Below are 16,541 nucleotides of genomic sequence, written 5' to 3' on the forward strand. Positions count from 1 at the left end.
TAGAGTGGTTAGCTTAATATTTTCGAATGAGATGCTAAATAGCTTCGAGATACTCTTTGAGATTGGTATCTGTCGCCAAATTGAGTTTTTTGCGCAGACGATGTCGCCGCTTTTCAACACCACTTACAGAGATATTCATTAGAGATGCAATTTCCTTGGTGGATAAGTCTAATTTCAGAAAAGCACAGAGGTTGATGGATGATTTTGTTAAACCGGGCTGTTTTTCTTTAAGTTTTTTAATGAAGTACTGATGACTTTCATCGAAGTAAAGCTCGAATCTTTCCCAGTTGTTATCCGATCGCATGTTTTGATCAATGCTGCGAATCGCACGCCGGAGTTTCTGCATGGCATCACCACTTGCGGAGGAGGATAGTTGGGCCAGATTCTTTTTGAGCTGACCCAAAAATTCATTCTTCTTGGTAATCTCAAGAGCTACGCTGCCAAGTTCTTTGTTTTTGAGTAGCACTTTCTCTTTGAGCCGTTCATTGATGAGTTTTACCTTTTCGCTATCAGCAATAAGTTTTTGCTGTATCAGTTCTTCGTCTTTTTGCAGCAAGGCTTGCTTCTTTTCTTCTTTGATCTTGGCCACTCGGACTTTGTAAATAGCAATACCAATCAGAATTAAACAGAAGGTGTAAATGATTCCACTCAATCGCGTTGCATACCATGGACTTTGAATGATAAATGGATAGGAAACCGGCTCTGAGTTTTTGAATAGATCTCCTCTCGAGCGGACATGGAACCTATAACGTCCTGGTGCCAGATTTTTAAAACTGTTCTGATTGGAGGCATGCCATTCCGACCAGATAAATTCTGCTTTTTTATCGAGGGCTTCTAAGTAAAAGCTAAACTTAATTTGATCTCGCGACTGATAGTAGCCTGGCGCATAGGTAAAGGTGATACTGTTGAAACTATGATCCAGTTGCATCGGTGCATCCATTTCTGTTTTGGCTAAAAATGAAGAATCCGGGCTTTCGAATCTCACTTCTCTAATTATGGTTTTACTCAGATTGTTCCTGCTATTGAGTCTATAATTAATGTTGGCATTCACGTTGAAGTGTGCAAAACCCTCTTGGGTACCGATGACCACATTGTTGCTGTCGTATACATGCAAATGCTCATAGCTCCCTACCAGGTTGCCATTGAGTTCTGTGATAATGTTTTCAGGCAGCAATGTATAACTACCATTGTCCAGAGGGTCCAGTTTGGTGATTTTATCTTCCTGCAAAATCCACAGACTTTTGAAGGTACCTTCGACAATCTTATCTACATAGTGATTTTCATCAAGAAATGCATTGATTTGCTCATGAGGATGAAAGGTTTTGGATGAAGGATCAAATTGGTAAACACCGTTTTCTGAAGAAAATAGAAGTCCATTTTTTGAAGGGCTTACAAAGGAGATGTATACTGGCAAATTTCCCTCATCTTGAGCATAAAATTCAGTGCTTTTGATTTTTCGTCTGTCAAAATCAATATCAAGTCTGAAGAGACCTTTATTACCATGACAGACCCAAAGTTGATCGTCTGTATCAAAGGCCATGACTCTGCTGGATTCTGCAAACTCGCCTAACTTTTTTGAAAACTTAAGACGACCCCCTGCATGGTCGATAAGGTAGATTCCTTGTTCTGTTCCAACCAGGAGTAAATTTTCGCGGTTAGGAACACGGCGGACACCCCATACCTTCTCTTTCACAGAAATCCGTTTCATATGTTCCCCTTCCATTTGAAATAAACCTGATTCGTGAGCCACAAACAATTGCGAACCTATGATATGGAGTTCATTGATCTGACCCTCGGAGCCCGGAACGAGTTCAAACTCACCCTGATCATTGTGTGTAAATACACCCTGGCTCGTTCCCATAAAGAGCTTGTCATTAAAGATGGCCGAGGAATATCCCATGCCTCTGACCCCACTCACCAACCCGTAATGAGTAAAAGGAGTATTTAGCGTTAAATGGCTAATACCATTGTCCAGGGCAATCCAGAGATTGCCTTCTTTATCCTCAGAGACATCGAATATATTATCTGATAGCAGCCCGTGGTGACTGTCTATGTGGTGAAGGAGATTAAGGTCTGCGTCCAGAATCACTAATCCTTTATTATGGCTGGCTAAAACCATCATTCCTGATTTGAGCGCATGCGCTTTGTGAACGGTGAAATCTGCAGGTAAGGGTAGTGACTTGACCATTTCACCTTTGATCGGATCATAGATGATGCCTTTCGGCGAAATAGTCAACAATTGGTCTGCTGACGAAATGATATTCGCCATTTTAATTTTCAAAGGATGACGTTTTTCAGTTTGAAATTTTTGTAAATCAAAAACTACTATATCGTACTCTAACTGATAGTAAACCTTGTTTTTAATGACTTCTACGCAGCAAATTTCACCGTTGTCTTCTACTATGGGATTAAGTTCTCCGGACTGAAATAGATATATCGAGTGGTCTGAGGCAAGTATAAGGCCATCCTGTATTGACCAAATACCGCTAATTTCGCCAAGAGATTGGGCGCTCAGGTCCAATTCCGAACTTAGTGATTGATAATAGGTTGTTCCTATAGATTCATGAGACAGGATGCCGAACTCCCCGTTGGTTCCAACCAGGACCTGGCCATCTTTAGCTACATTCAGGCTGTGACCGTCCAACCCATTCGGGAGAGATATTTGGCGCCACATCTTACCATCATACTCCAAAATACCGTAGCTGTTACCCACATAGATGAGACCATTGGCCCCCTGTATAATTTGAAAATTTTTAGGGTGCCATTGATAATCCTTGGAAGTGAAGTTTTTGATCTCTGGCAGTCCATGGGGAAACTGCTGAGCAATAGATGGCACCAGGTGTATAACCCAAACGGCAAGTATCAGAAGGTATACTTTAACAGGGCATTTTCTCATAAACGCGTATTCAATTTCCGTTTGGGCCAGAGGAAATTACCCTGAAATTTAGGTGATTTTGGCTTATTATGCCAGTGCGGCCAGTGCCTTTTCAAAGTCAGGTTCCTGCACGATTTCTGGTACTTGTTCAGAATAGATGACTTGATGATTTTCATCCAGCACGATTACGGCTCGTGAATGCAATTGAGCCATTGGACCATCAATTATTGTCAACCCATAGTCCTGACCAAATTTACCTGTTGCGAAATCAGATACGGTTTCTACGCTGTCGATTCCTTCGGCTCCACAAAATCTGGCTTGGGCAAAAGGTAAATCACGTGAGATGCAAAGGATTTTAGTGTTGGATAGGCCTGCAGCCTTTTCGTTAAAAGTTCTTACCGAAGCAGCACAGATACCTGTATCTATACTTGGAAAAATATTTAACACCAACCTTGAACCGCTGTAATCTGCAAGAGAAACATGAGAGAGATCGTTTTTTACCAGGTCAAAGTCATGAGCTTGTGTGCCATTGGCCGGTAGTTGTCCAATGGTATTGATTGTGTTACCTTTTAGTGTGATGGAAGCCATAGTTAGATATTTAGTTTATATAGTAAATATAAGAAGCCAGGCGTTGAGAAATAGTATTAGGAAATAAAAAAGGCTGTCTTTTTTGGACAGCCTTGAGAAATTTTTGAATTAGTTTTTTGAGTTGAGCTTGACATCGTCCGGGACCTTATTTGGCTGAAGGAAATCTTCCTCACTGACCATATCTGCCTTGCCCAGGTAGGTCCAGCTGATGACATCCGTATATTTGTCTATGACACGATTGATGTCTTCCAGCGTTACGGCATTCACTCTTTCGGTGAAATTTTCAGACATTTTCCAGCCTCCTTTGAGCTCATTGCTGCCCAGGCTTTGAGATTGCGAAGAAAGTGTTTCTTGTCCCATGTAGAATTGGGTCAGGTACTTTTGCTTCTTGTTGACCAGTTCTTTTTCTTCAAAACCATCTTTTTTCAACTTGCTGATTTCATCAACCATAACCTGAATGGATTGTTTGGGGTCTGTGGTTGAGATATAAATCCAGTTGTAAGGATTGGTGACCTTGCCGTTATCGTAGTAGGAGTATGGTGCATAAGACAGACTTCTTTTGGATCTTAGTTCTAAAAAATACCGCTCACTTAAAATGCTCATCGCAATCATCATAGCGGTGCCATCCTCAGACGCTAAAGTAGGTGCGCTCAACACACCAGCTATATAGTTAGTGGCAATGTCCCGATCGTTGATTTTGTTAGTTACTTCACCGAGCATATTGCGCTCTTCTTCAGAAGGCATAGTGCCTTTCGGTAATTTGGCTAGTGATGCAGCCACCTTCTTTTTGAGGTCATCTACGTCGATATCGCCTACTACTACCAGGAAGCTTCTCTCTTTACCTACAGTACTGTTGTAATAAGACTTCAGATCCTCCAAACTCAGCGAACTCAATGACTCCACCGTACCGTTAGGGTTTTTTTCGTAGTTTTTACCCTCGAAAACATTAGCCATAGCCGCTTGAACTAAGCTTTGATCGGGATCAGCATCATTTTGTTTGGCCGTTGCAATGAGTTGATCTTTGAGTAGACCGTATTGCTGCTCTTCAAATGCAGGGTTCATGATCGCATCCACGAATAGATTCCAGGAAGCATCCCAATTTTGCTTTACACATCGCATGTTGATTTGACCGTAGTCATAGTTGGTGCCGGCAGCTACCGTCGTACTCATTTGCTCAGCTGCGGTACTGAATTCGAGTTTGCTCATATTCTTGGTGCCACCGGACACCGCTAGTTGTAGGGCAAAATCTTCGATGCCACTTTGTTCCATTGAATAATTGGCTGTACCACCCTGTATGAACAGCCTGGCACTTATGATCTCTTTAGGAACATTTTTATAAATGACTTTAAGGCCTTTTACATCAAATTCTTGTGTCTGACCAAAGGTGGGATTCACCCAAGCCAAGCAGGCCAATATTGCAATATTGATTTTAAATAATTTCTTCATGGTCTTATTTTTTTAGGTAGGCTTGTAGTGAGTTGAGCTCCATGGCCTCCTTCATAGCGGGAGATACCAGCAATCCGGTTACATTAGGCTTGTTTTTGATGTACTTCTGTACGTAATTCTTAATGTCATCCCTGGTTACTTTATTTAGGTTCTCTACGTAGTTTGTGTAGTAATCTATGCTGGCAGAAGACCACCAGTAGGTCACAGTATGAATAAACTGTGAAGTCTTTTCCTTGCTATACGCATCCTGAATGGCCAGCATATTTTTTGCAGTTTCCAATTGCTCATCTGTGAAGTAATCGTCCGAATCCCATTGAGCCACTTCCGCTTCGAGTGCTTCAAATGCTTCAGGTATTTTCTCAGGATTGGGGACCATGAAAATGTGAATAGGACCTACATATTTGTTCGTTCCGTAGCCTACGTTTACATTCATGGCCAGTCCGGTTTCGATCAGGTTTTGCTGTAGCTTGGAAGAACGCTGCGACAGGATAAAGCTGAATACATCCGCCGCATAAGTCGCAGGAATGTCATTTCTGGTATCCGGCCCATGATATCGAATTAGGGCAATCGGTGTTTTGGCATTTTCATTTTCGGTAATGAAATAGTCAGAGGCTTTCAAAGGCTCAAATTCCGGAATTGGGTATTTCTCAAAAGGATCAAAGTCGGAGGGTTTCCAATCTCCAAAAACTGCTTTGGCCTTGGCCAGCACATCGTTGTGATCTACATCTCCTGCAACTACCAGGATAGAATTGTTCGGATGGTAATATTTGCCCTGTACTATTTTCATTTTTTCTGTAGTGGCAGTAAGAATGACGTCATGGTCACCAATCACATTTTTTCTGCTGTAGAGGTCACCCCACATGCGCCGGTCGCTGTCCTGAAAAAGGAAGAAGACCGGATTGGATTCTGCTCGCTGGAATTCTCCGTCCACCACTGGGTTTTCGTTTTTCATCTCCTGCTCGTCGAACAGGGGATAGCGGATCGCTGAGTTCATAAATTCCATACCTTCTTGTAGCTTCAGGTTGCTCAAAGTCAAAAAGTAGTTGACTCGCTCACCGGAAGTGGTACCGTTCCAGACGATACCCAGCTCTTTGGTACGCTCAAGAAAGGCTTCTTGCGAGGGCAAATCCTTGTTGGCTTTGAAGAACATGTGTTCGTAAAGGTGCGACAGACCATCGTATTCTGGCGATTCGGTATATCCACCATTGCGAACAGTAATTTCGACTGTAGCGAGTGGTACGGTATTGTCTTCGATGGTGAGGACTTCCAGTCCGTTATCGAGCTTTTCTAAGAAAAAATTGTCAGGAAGTTTTTGCTGGGCTGTCAGTGGTGCTACAGCGAAAACCAATCCTAAAGTAAGGAGTTTGATAGGTTTCATGAGTTCTTGAATTTTAATAATGGGTTAATCTAATACGTATCTGGAAAAATAAGAATAATAAATACACAGGAGGAGGATTTTTGTTTTAAAAATGCCTCAACAGGAGTATATCTCTTAAAAGACTGATGAGAGGTAAGAAAAGTTGTATCTCTGGTTAGTTTTTGCAATTGCGGAGGTGCTCCGAAAGGTGAAACCATTTTTTCAATTTATAGGGTAGGGTAAACTGGTACTCAGCCCGTTTATTATTTCGAAAGCCAATTGCTACTTGAAATAATAAATGGTGATGAAAATAAGATCAATTTTTCTACTTGTCCTAGTCAGTTTGCCCATGTTGAGTCTGGGGCAAAAGCTATCTGGTGTCGTTACAGATGAACGGTTTCAGTCACTCCCCGGAGCTTATGTTATGAACCTCACTAAAGGTACCCATGCGCATACAGACCTTGTGGGTAGGTTTGAACTTCAGGTTACCACAGAAGATACGCTTTCCGTAAGTTATGTTGGATTCAAAACGCAGCAACTGCTGGTAACCAACCTCAAACAACCAGTTAAAATCCGTTTGGTCGAACATATTGTGGAACTCAGTGAATTGACCGTAACCCCGGGACACGACGCCATACAGACACTGACCAAAATAGACTTGAATACCACACCGGTTACCTCTTCGCAGCAGGTGCTTAGGACTGTACCCGGCCTGATGATTGGGCAACATGCCGGCGGAGGCAAGGCTGAGCAGATATTTTTGCGTGGCTTTGACATCGATCATGGAACGGACTTCAATATGTCTGTGGATGGCATGCCGGTTAATATGGTGTCTCATGCGCATGGACAGGGGTATTCGGACTTACATTTTCTGATTCCCGAGCTGATACAGGATATAGATTTTGGTAAAGGGCCGTACACGGCAAGTAAGGGCAACTTTACCACTGCGGGCTATGCTGATATCAGAACCAAATCCAGTCTTAAATCGAGCTCAATTCAGGTAGAAGGCGGGCAATTCAATACGTTGCGAACCGTAGGGCTTTTTAATTTGCTCAATGAAGAAGACCAATCCGCCTATTTGACAACAGCCTATAACCTCTCAGATGGGCCCTTTGAAAGCTCTCAAAACTTCAGTCGGATCAATCTGATGGGTAAATACAACAAAAGGCTAGGCAATGATCATGTATCAATACAATTTTCACATTTCACTAGCAGGTGGACAGCTTCTGGTCAGATTCCTCAACGGGCCATTGACAGTGGTCTCATCGGCAGATTTGGGGCTATTGATGATACGGAAGGCGGCCATACCAGCAGAAGCAACATGAAACTTGATTATGTCAAAACCATTGACGACCGGACATTTATCAGCAATGAACTCTACTACGGCGTGTATGATTTTGAACTCTATTCTAATTTCACTTTTTTCCTGGACGATCCGGAAAACGGTGACCAAATTCGCCAAAAAGAAAATCGCCAAATCTTAATGGCTCGAAGTGAGTGGAACCATTCCTTTGATCTCGGTTCTCATGAGAGTCTGCTGAAAGTAGGAGGTAGCATCCGAAATGATGCGGTGAATGACAACGAACTCTCCCACACAGCCAACCGTGTGACTACTTTGGAGCAAATCCAGCTAGGAGATGTTCATGAAACCAATCTTTCTGCCTATGTGCAGTGGGATATCGAGCTGGGTAGATGGTTGCTCAGTCCTTCTGTGAGATATGATCAATTTAGATTCAATTATGACGATGCGTTAGCACAGACACAGTTACATGCATCAGAAGGAATAGCCAGCCCGAAATTTAATTTGCTCTACAATCACTCTGAAAGACTTCAACTGTATTTAAAAAGCGGTTTTGGATTTCATTCCAATGATGCCAGAGCAATTGCTCACAGCGATACGGATGTCATTCTTCCTCGGGCATTTGGCTATGATCTCGGGTTTATTCTAAAACCCACACAACAATCCTTTCTCAATGTAGCCTTCTGGTCTTTGAAATTACAGCAAGAGCTTGTTTATGTAGGAGATGCCGGTATTGTAGAGCGAGGCGGTCAAACCCATCGGGTAGGAGTAGACTTGAGTTATAGGTATCAGGTTACGCCGTGGTTGTTTCTCAACCAGGACGTGAACTACACACATGCCAGACAAATTGACGCTCTTGAAGGACAAAACTATGTACCATTGGCTCCTGGATTGACTGCTTCCGGTGGTATTGGAATATCTCGGGCGACAGGCTTTTATGGTGGATTGAGATACCGCTACATGGCCGATCGACCTGCTAATGAAGACCATTCGATTGTAGCCGATGGTTATACGGTTGTGGATTTGAATATGGGTTATAAATTCAAAAACTACAATTTCGGAGTGAACGTTGAAAACCTGTTCAATACGGATTGGAACGAAACCCAGTTTGCAACTGAATCCCGTCTGCAAGACGAACCAGCTTCAGTGGAGGAGATTCACTTCACACCCGGCACACCATTTTCGCTCCGCGCATTTTTCAAGGTTAATTTTTAGGATGCTTTCCGAAATGCTCTTATCATTCAATAGCAACAACGAATGGGTTGGTTAAAGACTTTCTATGGCCTTTCTTTACAGAAGAGCTACCACAAACATCGACTTGGAAAGCATAAAAAAATACGATCTTCACAAATACGATCATTCAAAATTACATTTTGAATTGAATCATGCCTGGCCGTATTTTGATAAAAACAGGGCTAAGGCGACCAAACCGCACAGACATAGCTTTTTTCAGGTCATTTGGTTCAAACAGTCGGGCAGACATTATATTGATTACGAAGTCATAAATCATCCGGCAAATACGGTGTTTTTGATCAACAAGAATCAGGTGCATCATTTCTGTTCTGATTCCGTCAATGAAGGCTACTTATTTCATTTCAATGAAATATTCATTATGAAATATGCACCAGATTTTTTGGAGCGGTTTTCTGTTTCTCTTTTTAATGAGATAGGCGGTAATCAGGTTTTGCTGCCAGAAGAGGAATCAACAAAGTTGGAGGCTATTACTACGTTTATTTTGTCAGAACTGGAATCGAAGGACTTCTTTTATAACGACCTCGTGTTTTATCATTTCCAAACGCTGTTGCTAAACCTGGAGCGACACCGAAAAAAGCAAGTAGCAGATTTTGAACTAAGTCCCGATTATTCACTCGCTGTTGCTTATAAAAAACTGGTCATTGCACAATTGGACAAATTTCACAGCATAGACCAATATGCCAATGAACTAAATATCGGCAGTAAAAAACTCATCAGAGTTTGCAAGAAAATTCTTTTGGACACACCGGCAAATATTGTGAAGCAATTAAAAATACTGGAAGCCAAGCGCATGTTGTCTAATCAAAAGGTTTCTATCAAGGAGGTTGGTTACGCATTGGGTTTTGATCAATCCACCTATTTTACGAAGTACTTTAAAAAGGAAACCGGGATTACGCCCAAGGAATTTCAGCGTAGCATTCTCTGATTTACCATTCTCTTACCCAAATCTGCCATTTTCGAAGTATTCAAATCCTGAGTTTTGTACCATAAAAAACAAAGATATGGATATGAAAAATCAAGCATTAATCATTGGTGGTACCACAGGCATGGGAAGAGCAACGGCTGAGTTGCTGCTAAAAGAGGACATCGAAGTCATTATAGTCGGCCGGGCGGATAAGAATCTTGAAAGTGCAAAAGCGGAGCTTTCAGCTTTGGGTAGCGTAAAAACGATTGCACTGGATCTTTTTAAAACAGATGAGGTTGAGGCATTCGCTGAGAACATAAAACAGGAGGCCTCGGGATTAAAGTACCTGGTGAATGCAGCGGGTTATTTCAGCCCAAAATCATTTCTGGAGCATACAGAAGAGGACTATGATGTATACCATCATTTCAATAAAGCGTTCTTTTTTATTACCCAGGCAGCCGCAAAAGAAATGGCAGGTAATGGGGGAGGCTCAATTGTGAACATCGGTTCCATGTGGGCAAAACAGGCCATTAAGGCCACTCCATCTTCTGCCTACTCCATGGCAAAGGCAGGACTGCATGCTTTGACACAGCACCTGGCCATGGAATTAGCTGAAAAAAATATCCGGGTCAATGCGGTTTCTCCTGCCGTGGTCGTGACTCCCATCTACGGATCTTTCATAGAAGAGGATAAAATCGAAGAGACACTTCAAGGGTTTAATGACTTTCACCCGATTGGCCGAGTGGGGAGGCCGGAAGACATAGCAAAAACTATCAAATTTCTACTGACTGACGATAGCTCATGGGTGACCGGTGCCATTTGGGATATCGATGGTGGTGTAATGGCCGGAAGGAATTAAAACACATCATTTTCTTTTTACCGTTTTCATCTTGTATTCAGAATGAAAACGGTAAATTAAATGGACATTCAAAAATGACCCTATGCAGGAAATCTAAAAGTATGATCCAATTAACCCAATAATAATTATTGTCGTTATTAGTCCATGAACTTATCCAATACCAACATCGCAACAAGCATTTCCGTTGTTTTTGGTTTTTTGCTGCTGCTCTTACTTCCTTTTGATAAAGCACTGATATTTTTTGAATTAGATGACTTCAAAGAAAAATACCTGGGAGATGCCATAAAGAACCTGGCGATTGTTTGCTATGGTTACTTTCTGATTCAACGTTTTGGTTATACCAAGGTATCAGGTGTTTTTAATTTTGCTCCAAGGCATAAAAAACTGCTCATTATTCCGCTATACTTTGTCTTGATAGGCCCGTTGCAGTACGCATTGTTTGACTATGAATTTGATCATGTGCAATTGATCAATGTGCTGATTCTGCTCGGTGCAATGATTACTGTTGGTTTGTCAGAAGAAGTCATCTTCCGCGGATTTGTTTTGCCTAATCTAATTCGAGGCACATCCTCTGATCAATCACTGGTTGGTCCGATAGTTTTATCGTCACTGCTGTTTGGTGTACTTCACTTCCTCAACCTGCTCAATGCAGATTCCTATTTTCCCCTGGTTCTTTCACAGGTGATTTATGCGACGATGTTTGGAGTAGCTTTTGGCGTTATATTGTTGAGAACGGGCAGCCTGTTGCCCCTGGGGTTACTGCATGGTCTCATCAATTTCTCTTCGAATTGGGATGATTTGCCCGGGACCTTCGAACCGGCTATAGTGGAAACGTATAGAATGCATGATGCTATTTTCTCTGTCATTATCGTTCTACCTTTTTTTCTGTACGCGCTAAAACAATTGCCAAAAATTGACCGGAAGGCTGTTTTAAGTATGTATAAAGATTAATACAGATTGCATTGCCTAGTTTGTGTTGTAAGTAAACACTAATCTTGATATCGTTATTTGAGAAAAAGATTTGAATTGATAATTTACATAAAACAAAACCTGAAAAAATGAAGATCATAACAATTATCGTTCGAGTACTTCTTGGACTTCTTTTCGTTTTTGCATCCGCCTCATACTTTTTCGAACTCGCACCTCAGCCACAATTAACAGGTGATATGAAAACATTCAATGATGGTCTTGATGCCTCAGGCTATATCATGCCGACAGTCAAGGCCATAGAGTTGATCTGTGGAATTGCATTCATTGTGGGACGCTTCATTCCCCTGGCCACTGTGGTTATTTTCCCAATAGCGGTAAATATCCTGGGTGTGCATGCATTTCTAGCTCCTGAAGGTCTGCCAATAGCCACGTTTGTTTTTGCAGCAACTGTTTTTCTGGCCTACAAACACAAGGGACATTATAATATGCTCTTGCAAAGCAAATGATAAAGAAAATCAATTTATCCATGACGACTATTGACCATCTTAGAGCACTGGCGTTTTCTTTCCCCGAAACCACCGAAGAACCTCATTTTGAGAAAACCTCATTCAGAGTGAAGAAAAAGATTTTTGTTACCCATGACGGAAATAAAAATATAGCCACTATCAAGTTGTCCGAAGCAGATCAGGACATCTTTTCGGCCGACATTAGTATTTATCCTGTCCCGAACAAATGGGGGAAACAGGGTTGGACTATTTTAGAAATGGGCCAGATCCATCCGGATTTGTTTACAGATGCTGTGACTACCGCGTATTGCGAGGTAGCTCCACCAAAATTGGCTCAATTGATTAGACCTTAGTAGTACCAACTACCTGCATGGTTTCAAGGCTTGGGTTTTGACTGCCGCCGCGTGGTTCTATGGTCACTGCAAAGGCTGCTGCGGAGGCCGTTGATTTCATTTTGAGCAGATTGGAGCCATGATCAAATACACCCATATCTACCGGGACACCATCGACAATCGCCCAAAGCTGATACTGTTCTTCTTCGCTAAGTTTTTGCAGGTTCTGAATTTTCAAATACACGGCTTGCGTGCTGGCATTCCAATAGACAGTGGCCAAAGATTCCGGGGAATTTTCGGTGCCATTCATCGCGACGCGCGCATAATTCGGGTTACCCAAAATTTCAACGTCCGTTTCGAGATTTTTTAATCGTTGGTTTACGAATTGATAGTCGTCCGCCACTTCCTGATTTTGAGCAACTAATTTTTCAAGTTGGTTCTCTGCGGTTTGCCACTGACTGTAGAAGTAAAAAGCAAGGCCAGAGGCGAGTAGGGCTACGGAAATGGATGCGGCAACAGCATAACTAAAGGGCCTGGAGGGTTGTTCAAGCGGCATCCGTTTTTCTGTAGTTTCAGGCTTATTTAGGTTCAGTTTGGCCTTGATTTGTTCTTTAAGTGCCTCGTCGGGTTGAACGGCTGTTTTCATTGCCAAGGTGTCCATGGTATACGTGATGAGCGCCAATTCAGCATTTATTTCTGCATGACTATTGCACAATTGTTCTACCTCAGCCTTTTCAGACCCAGAGAGCTCGCCCATGGCATATTGCTCTAAAATACCGGATGATATGTATGCTTCGATATTCATCTGATGTCTAAAGTTTTTCTCAAGTTGATCAAAGCCGAACGAACTCTGGTTTTCACGGTACCCAGCGGGAGTTTCAATTCTTCAGCGGCTTCAGCTTGTGTGAAACCTCCAAAGTATACCAATTCCATCACCTGTTTCTGACTTGCATCCAGTTGGTCAAGCAGCTCCCGAACGCCGATCCCATCTTCCTGAGAAGGTGTGCTCTTACGATCCAGTTTATATACGGAATCTCCCACATTGTCGGATTTTCTGCGCTGGCTCATTTCCTTTGAACGAAGCTTGTCGATGGCCAGATTTCTGGTCAGATTCAGCATCCAGGTAAAAAGCTTCCCTTTGTCTGCATCGAATGAGTCTATCTTATGGTAAATTTTCAGAAAGGCATCCTGCAGCAGCTCGTCAGCGATATCCTGATCTACTACCATCCGCGAGATTACACCATAGAGAGCCGCAGAGTAATTGGTGTACAAATACTCAAAGCCCTTTTCGTCTTTGTTGATCAAAAGACTGACCAATTCCGTTTCCAGGATTTGCAAAATGGTGTGGTTCAGTGTTTGGTTTGTCATCGAAAAGATAACAATTTTTGTAAGCTTATCTGTAGCTACCGGTATTATATTGATAGCAAAGGGTCGTCGGTGAAGTGATTAGAACCTGTTCGCTGACTGATCGTTTCTGTTCAAAACTAAAGGTATCATTTATGCGTCTGTTGATTGGTTTTCTTTTTGTTGTTTCCACCTTTTCTTGCCAGGCAAATGGCGTAGAGGAGTTCATTATCAAAAGTAAAATTCTGGGGTATCAGGTACGCTATTGGGTACATGTACCTGATGGTACCGCTCAGGCTCTTCCGGTTTTGTACCTGACTGATGGTAAATGGTATAAGGATGAGGGAGAAATGATCAAAACCTCAGAGTCACTAATCAAAAAGAACAAGGTGGCACCACATATTTTGGTCTTCGTAGATGCGTTTAACCCGGATAACCCTTCACAGAATCGAAGAAATCAGCAGTTTTTGTGCAATCCCAAATACGTTAAGTTTTATCGCAACGAATTGATCCCTGAGATCGATAAGAAATTTCCAACGGACAAATCGAGAGCAACACGGGGGATACTCGGACTTTCGTTTGGAGGATTAAACTCCATGTATTTTGCGTTGCACGCCAGCGACGTTTTTGGCAAAGTAGGTATACAGTCGCCCGCGCCGCACCCTTGCCCGGATATTTACGATGACTTTTCCAAAGCTGATCAGCTACCCGTTGACATATTTCTTAGCACCGGTACGGTAAATGACAAAGCAGGTGCTACCAGAAGGCTAAAGGCCATTCTTGACAGAAAGGGATACCAATTCGAATATGTAGAAGTACCCGAAGGGCACAACTGGCGAAACTGGAAACCCATGCTAGACGATATCCTCGTCTATTTCTATGGTACCTAATTAATAGTCAGGTTTATTTTTTTTGTGATTTCATCCAGACTCCCTAATTTTTTACGCAGATTGTCAATCTTGTCATTTGAAATACTGTGCAATTCGCGTTCGATCTCGAATACGTTGAGCAATCCCTGCAGGTTAGTGAGCGGCTTTCTTACCAAATGGGAGTTGTCGTAAGCGTACTGCTCGAGTAACTTATGTTTGGATTCCAATTCAATCGTGCGTTCGTGAATGAGTGCTTCCAGGTTGTTTTTTATGGCTTCTATGTCCCGACTCTTTTGGGCCAGTTGTGTGTTTTGTTGATTGAGTTGATCGTTGATCTTTTCCATTTCCAGGTTTTGATTTTCCAAATGGCCTCTTTCCCGATCGAAGGCATTTTTCAGTAATATCGCTGCGAGGGCAATGATGGCTGAGTTCACTACATAGTCTATGGGCAGGAGCTCCTTGATATCTTCCGATAAAGGTATCACGCTGAACAGGACTTCAGATTTGTGATCCAAAGCTAAAGCGATGGCTATACTACATAAGATAATGGCAAATGCCTCTTTGAACCTTCCGGGGATAAAGCCAAGGAATACGGTCATGGCAGAAAAGAAAATGTAAGTCATCGGACCTGTCAGTCCGCCAAGCAAATGCCAATAGTAGACAAAGCCAACCAGCCACCCGACGCAATAAGTCAGTTTAAGCTGAGTGTTGATTGACTTGTACCTCGTTAGAAATAGAATAAGGCAGGAAGCCAAAAGGAAGAAAAAATCACTGACCATGTTGTTTGACGAGCTATCGATCATAAAATCCCTAAGGATTCTATGCAACCAAAAAGGGATACTGACTATCAACAGCCACCTGAAGATAATATTTTCCACTTCCCCTTTCTTCCTCGCTACATTCATGGCTGATTTCTATTTAGCTTGATTACATCATCCTCCAGGTTGCTGGCTATTTTTTTTACCGATTGCTCCAGTTCGACTCCCGAATCGGCTAGCAGCCGTACCAGCTCATAATCTTGTTCCAGGTGCGTAATCTCCGTAATATCATCAAGAATTGAGTGGAGTGGTGCATGGATATCTCTCAGACCCAGATCAATGAACTGACTCAGTGATTTGTTTTGTCTTTTGAGTTCTTCGCTTCTGATTTCAACCTTTTGCTCCAATTGTCGATTGATCTCTTCAATTTCCTTTTTCTGTGCGGTAATATGAGCAGTCCGTTCTGCGAGTATGTTCAGTTTGGTTGACAAAAGCTCACTTTGTTCGTTCAGCTGTTTTCTCTTCGCAGAGAGTTTCTCTTTCAGATATAAAAAGGCCACGGTGCAAGCAATAGCCATCAATATAAAATGAACTCTTTGCATGGAAGGTTCTTTGGTCAAACCGGCTATCAGTGCATGATGATTGTTCCAGATATAGATGAGTATCACCTCCATAACTATCATCAGACTCGTAAAGAAAATGAGCCAGTGACCACTTAGAATCATGGTGAAAAGAAAGATAGCTCCTATCATTTGATATTCGTTATTGGAGTCCAGTCCGCCCGAACTGATCCAACTCACTGGCAGCGCGAGTGTGACGAGAAAGCAGAACGGGATAAGATAATATTTTAAAGCCACTCTTGTGAAAGTAAGAATCAGTGGAATACTGATTATAGCCAGGAGTGATAAGTCCATCACGAAATCCACGGGGTGGTAGTCGACGGTCAGATCCCGGGCGACGGCGATGAGCATTCTGACCACTCCAATGATGCTTGCCACACGCAGAATGGAAGTCTCGAATTTTTGTGAATAGGATGGAGTGTTCATGTAGCTAGAAAGATTTTCTTCTTATTTGTTGGAACACAGGGGCTACTGTAATATAAAAAAAAGTTTCTTTTGGATGGACTAAAAGCAGTCAACAATAACGACCAGGGACAATTACTGACCAGTCGACCTTTATTTTCATTTATGTACAAGTTGAATACAAGGAGTTGATTATT

The 16,541-nt window shown here is 42.2% G+C and carries 15 protein-coding genes; 7 read left to right on the forward strand and 8 right to left on the reverse strand.

What is annotated here, in order from left to right:
- Positions 1-34: 34 nt before the first annotated feature.
- From ABJD64_RS21520 to ABJD64_RS21535, 4 genes are all read right to left on the reverse strand, one after another.
- On the reverse strand, positions 35-2,896 hold the full coding sequence (locus ABJD64_RS21520) for a sigma factor-like helix-turn-helix DNA-binding protein (RefSeq protein WP_348176513.1): 2,862 nt from the start codon (positions 2,894-2,896) through the stop codon (positions 35-37).
- 66 nt (positions 2,897-2,962) lie between these two features.
- Positions 2,963-3,463 carry a thiol peroxidase gene (gene tpx, locus ABJD64_RS21525; RefSeq protein WP_348176515.1) on the reverse strand — a complete coding sequence of 167 codons (501 nt, stop codon included), beginning with the start codon at positions 3,461-3,463 and terminating at the stop codon, positions 2,963-2,965.
- Between the two features lie 108 nt (positions 3,464-3,571).
- Positions 3,572-4,909, reverse strand: coding sequence for an insulinase family protein (locus ABJD64_RS21530; protein WP_348176518.1), 1,338 nt, complete (start codon positions 4,907-4,909; stop codon positions 3,572-3,574).
- Between the two features lie 4 nt (positions 4,910-4,913).
- A complete protein-coding gene (locus tag ABJD64_RS21535; protein ID WP_348176520.1) occupies positions 4,914-6,287 on the reverse strand; it encodes a pitrilysin family protein in 1,374 nt (457 codons plus the stop codon).
- 283 nt (positions 6,288-6,570) lie between these two features.
- Between ABJD64_RS21535 and ABJD64_RS21540 the strand changes: the two genes are divergently transcribed.
- From ABJD64_RS21540 to ABJD64_RS21565, 6 genes are all read left to right on the forward strand, one after another.
- Positions 6,571-8,781 carry a TonB-dependent receptor plug domain-containing protein gene (locus ABJD64_RS21540; protein ID WP_348176523.1) on the forward strand — a complete coding sequence of 737 codons (2,211 nt, stop codon included), beginning with the start codon at positions 6,571-6,573 and terminating at the stop codon, positions 8,779-8,781.
- Between the two features lie 64 nt (positions 8,782-8,845).
- Positions 8,846-9,745: an AraC family transcriptional regulator gene (locus ABJD64_RS21545; RefSeq protein WP_348176526.1), complete on the forward strand. Its 900-nt coding sequence runs from the start codon at positions 8,846-8,848 to the stop codon at positions 9,743-9,745.
- 82 nt (positions 9,746-9,827) lie between these two features.
- Complete coding sequence (locus ABJD64_RS21550) at positions 9,828-10,583, forward strand: SDR family oxidoreductase (protein WP_348176529.1); 756 nt, start codon at positions 9,828-9,830, stop codon at positions 10,581-10,583.
- A 144-nt stretch (positions 10,584-10,727) separates the two neighbouring features.
- On the forward strand, positions 10,728-11,534 hold the full coding sequence (locus ABJD64_RS21555) for a CPBP family intramembrane glutamic endopeptidase (RefSeq protein ID WP_348176532.1): 807 nt from the start codon (positions 10,728-10,730) through the stop codon (positions 11,532-11,534).
- 107 nt (positions 11,535-11,641) lie between these two features.
- Positions 11,642-12,019, forward strand: coding sequence for a DoxX family membrane protein (locus ABJD64_RS21560; protein WP_348176535.1), 378 nt, complete (start codon positions 11,642-11,644; stop codon positions 12,017-12,019).
- Positions 12,016-12,372: an MmcQ/YjbR family DNA-binding protein gene (locus tag ABJD64_RS21565; RefSeq protein ID WP_348195333.1), complete on the forward strand. Its 357-nt coding sequence runs from the start codon at positions 12,016-12,018 to the stop codon at positions 12,370-12,372. Before ABJD64_RS21560 ends, ABJD64_RS21565 begins: the two co-directional genes overlap by 4 nt.
- Here the strand turns inward: ABJD64_RS21565 and ABJD64_RS21570 are convergent.
- Positions 12,362-13,156 (reverse strand): anti-sigma factor, encoded by a 795-nt coding sequence (locus ABJD64_RS21570; protein ID WP_348176541.1) that lies wholly within the window; start codon positions 13,154-13,156, stop codon positions 12,362-12,364. The two genes, ABJD64_RS21565 and ABJD64_RS21570, sit on opposite strands and share 11 nt — an antisense overlap.
- Positions 13,153-13,719 carry a sigma-70 family RNA polymerase sigma factor gene (locus ABJD64_RS21575; RefSeq protein ID WP_348176543.1) on the reverse strand — a complete coding sequence of 189 codons (567 nt, stop codon included), beginning with the start codon at positions 13,717-13,719 and terminating at the stop codon, positions 13,153-13,155. Before ABJD64_RS21575 ends, ABJD64_RS21570 begins: the two co-directional genes overlap by 4 nt.
- 131 nt (positions 13,720-13,850) lie before the next feature.
- Between ABJD64_RS21575 and ABJD64_RS21580 the strand changes: the two genes are divergently transcribed.
- Entirely contained in the window at positions 13,851-14,585 is a 735-nt protein-coding gene (locus tag ABJD64_RS21580) for an alpha/beta hydrolase-fold protein (RefSeq protein WP_348176546.1), read from the forward strand.
- Here the strand turns inward: ABJD64_RS21580 and ABJD64_RS21585 are convergent.
- Entirely contained in the window at positions 14,582-15,469 is an 888-nt protein-coding gene (locus ABJD64_RS21585) for a hypothetical protein (protein ID WP_348176549.1), read from the reverse strand. The two genes, ABJD64_RS21580 and ABJD64_RS21585, sit on opposite strands and share 4 nt — an antisense overlap.
- Positions 15,466-16,368 (reverse strand): hypothetical protein, encoded by a 903-nt coding sequence (locus ABJD64_RS21590; protein ID WP_348176551.1) that lies wholly within the window; start codon positions 16,366-16,368, stop codon positions 15,466-15,468. The genes ABJD64_RS21585 and ABJD64_RS21590 overlap by 4 nt, the downstream gene beginning before the upstream one ends.
- Positions 16,369-16,541: the final 173 nt, after the last annotated feature.

The sequence above is a fragment of the Reichenbachiella sp. genome (assembly GCF_039944555.1).
Taxonomy (GTDB): domain Bacteria; phylum Bacteroidota; class Bacteroidia; order Cytophagales; family Cyclobacteriaceae; genus Reichenbachiella.

Bases quoted from the DNA above. Each gene is read 5' to 3' on its own strand.
- ABJD64_RS21575 (WP_348176543.1), bottom strand. From the start codon at position 13,719: ATGACAAACCAAACACTGAACCACACCATTTTGCAAATCCTGGAAACG.
- ABJD64_RS21570 (WP_348176541.1), bottom strand. From the start codon at position 13,156: ATGAATATCGAAGCATACATATCATCCGGTATTTTAGAGCAATATGCC.
- ABJD64_RS21565 (WP_348195333.1), top strand. From the start codon at position 12,016: ATGATAAAGAAAATCAATTTATCCATGACGACTATTGACCATCTTAGA.
- ABJD64_RS21520 (WP_348176513.1), bottom strand. From the start codon at position 2,896: ATGAGAAAATGCCCTGTTAAAGTATACCTTCTGATACTTGCCGTTTGG.
- ABJD64_RS21560 (WP_348176535.1), top strand. From the start codon at position 11,642: ATGAAGATCATAACAATTATCGTTCGAGTACTTCTTGGACTTCTTTTC.
- ABJD64_RS21545 (WP_348176526.1), top strand. From the start codon at position 8,846: ATGGCCTTTCTTTACAGAAGAGCTACCACAAACATCGACTTGGAAAGC.
- ABJD64_RS21555 (WP_348176532.1), top strand. From the start codon at position 10,728: ATGAACTTATCCAATACCAACATCGCAACAAGCATTTCCGTTGTTTTT.
- ABJD64_RS21585 (WP_348176549.1), bottom strand. From the start codon at position 15,469: ATGAATGTAGCGAGGAAGAAAGGGGAAGTGGAAAATATTATCTTCAGG.
- ABJD64_RS21540 (WP_348176523.1), top strand. From the start codon at position 6,571: ATGAAAATAAGATCAATTTTTCTACTTGTCCTAGTCAGTTTGCCCATG.
- ABJD64_RS21530 (WP_348176518.1), bottom strand. From the start codon at position 4,909: ATGAAGAAATTATTTAAAATCAATATTGCAATATTGGCCTGCTTGGCT.
- ABJD64_RS21580 (WP_348176546.1), top strand. From the start codon at position 13,851: ATGCGTCTGTTGATTGGTTTTCTTTTTGTTGTTTCCACCTTTTCTTGC.
- ABJD64_RS21590 (WP_348176551.1), bottom strand. From the start codon at position 16,368: ATGAACACTCCATCCTATTCACAAAAATTCGAGACTTCCATTCTGCGT.
- tpx (WP_348176515.1), bottom strand. From the start codon at position 3,463: ATGGCTTCCATCACACTAAAAGGTAACACAATCAATACCATTGGACAA.
- ABJD64_RS21535 (WP_348176520.1), bottom strand. From the start codon at position 6,287: ATGAAACCTATCAAACTCCTTACTTTAGGATTGGTTTTCGCTGTAGCA.
- ABJD64_RS21550 (WP_348176529.1), top strand. From the start codon at position 9,828: ATGAAAAATCAAGCATTAATCATTGGTGGTACCACAGGCATGGGAAGA.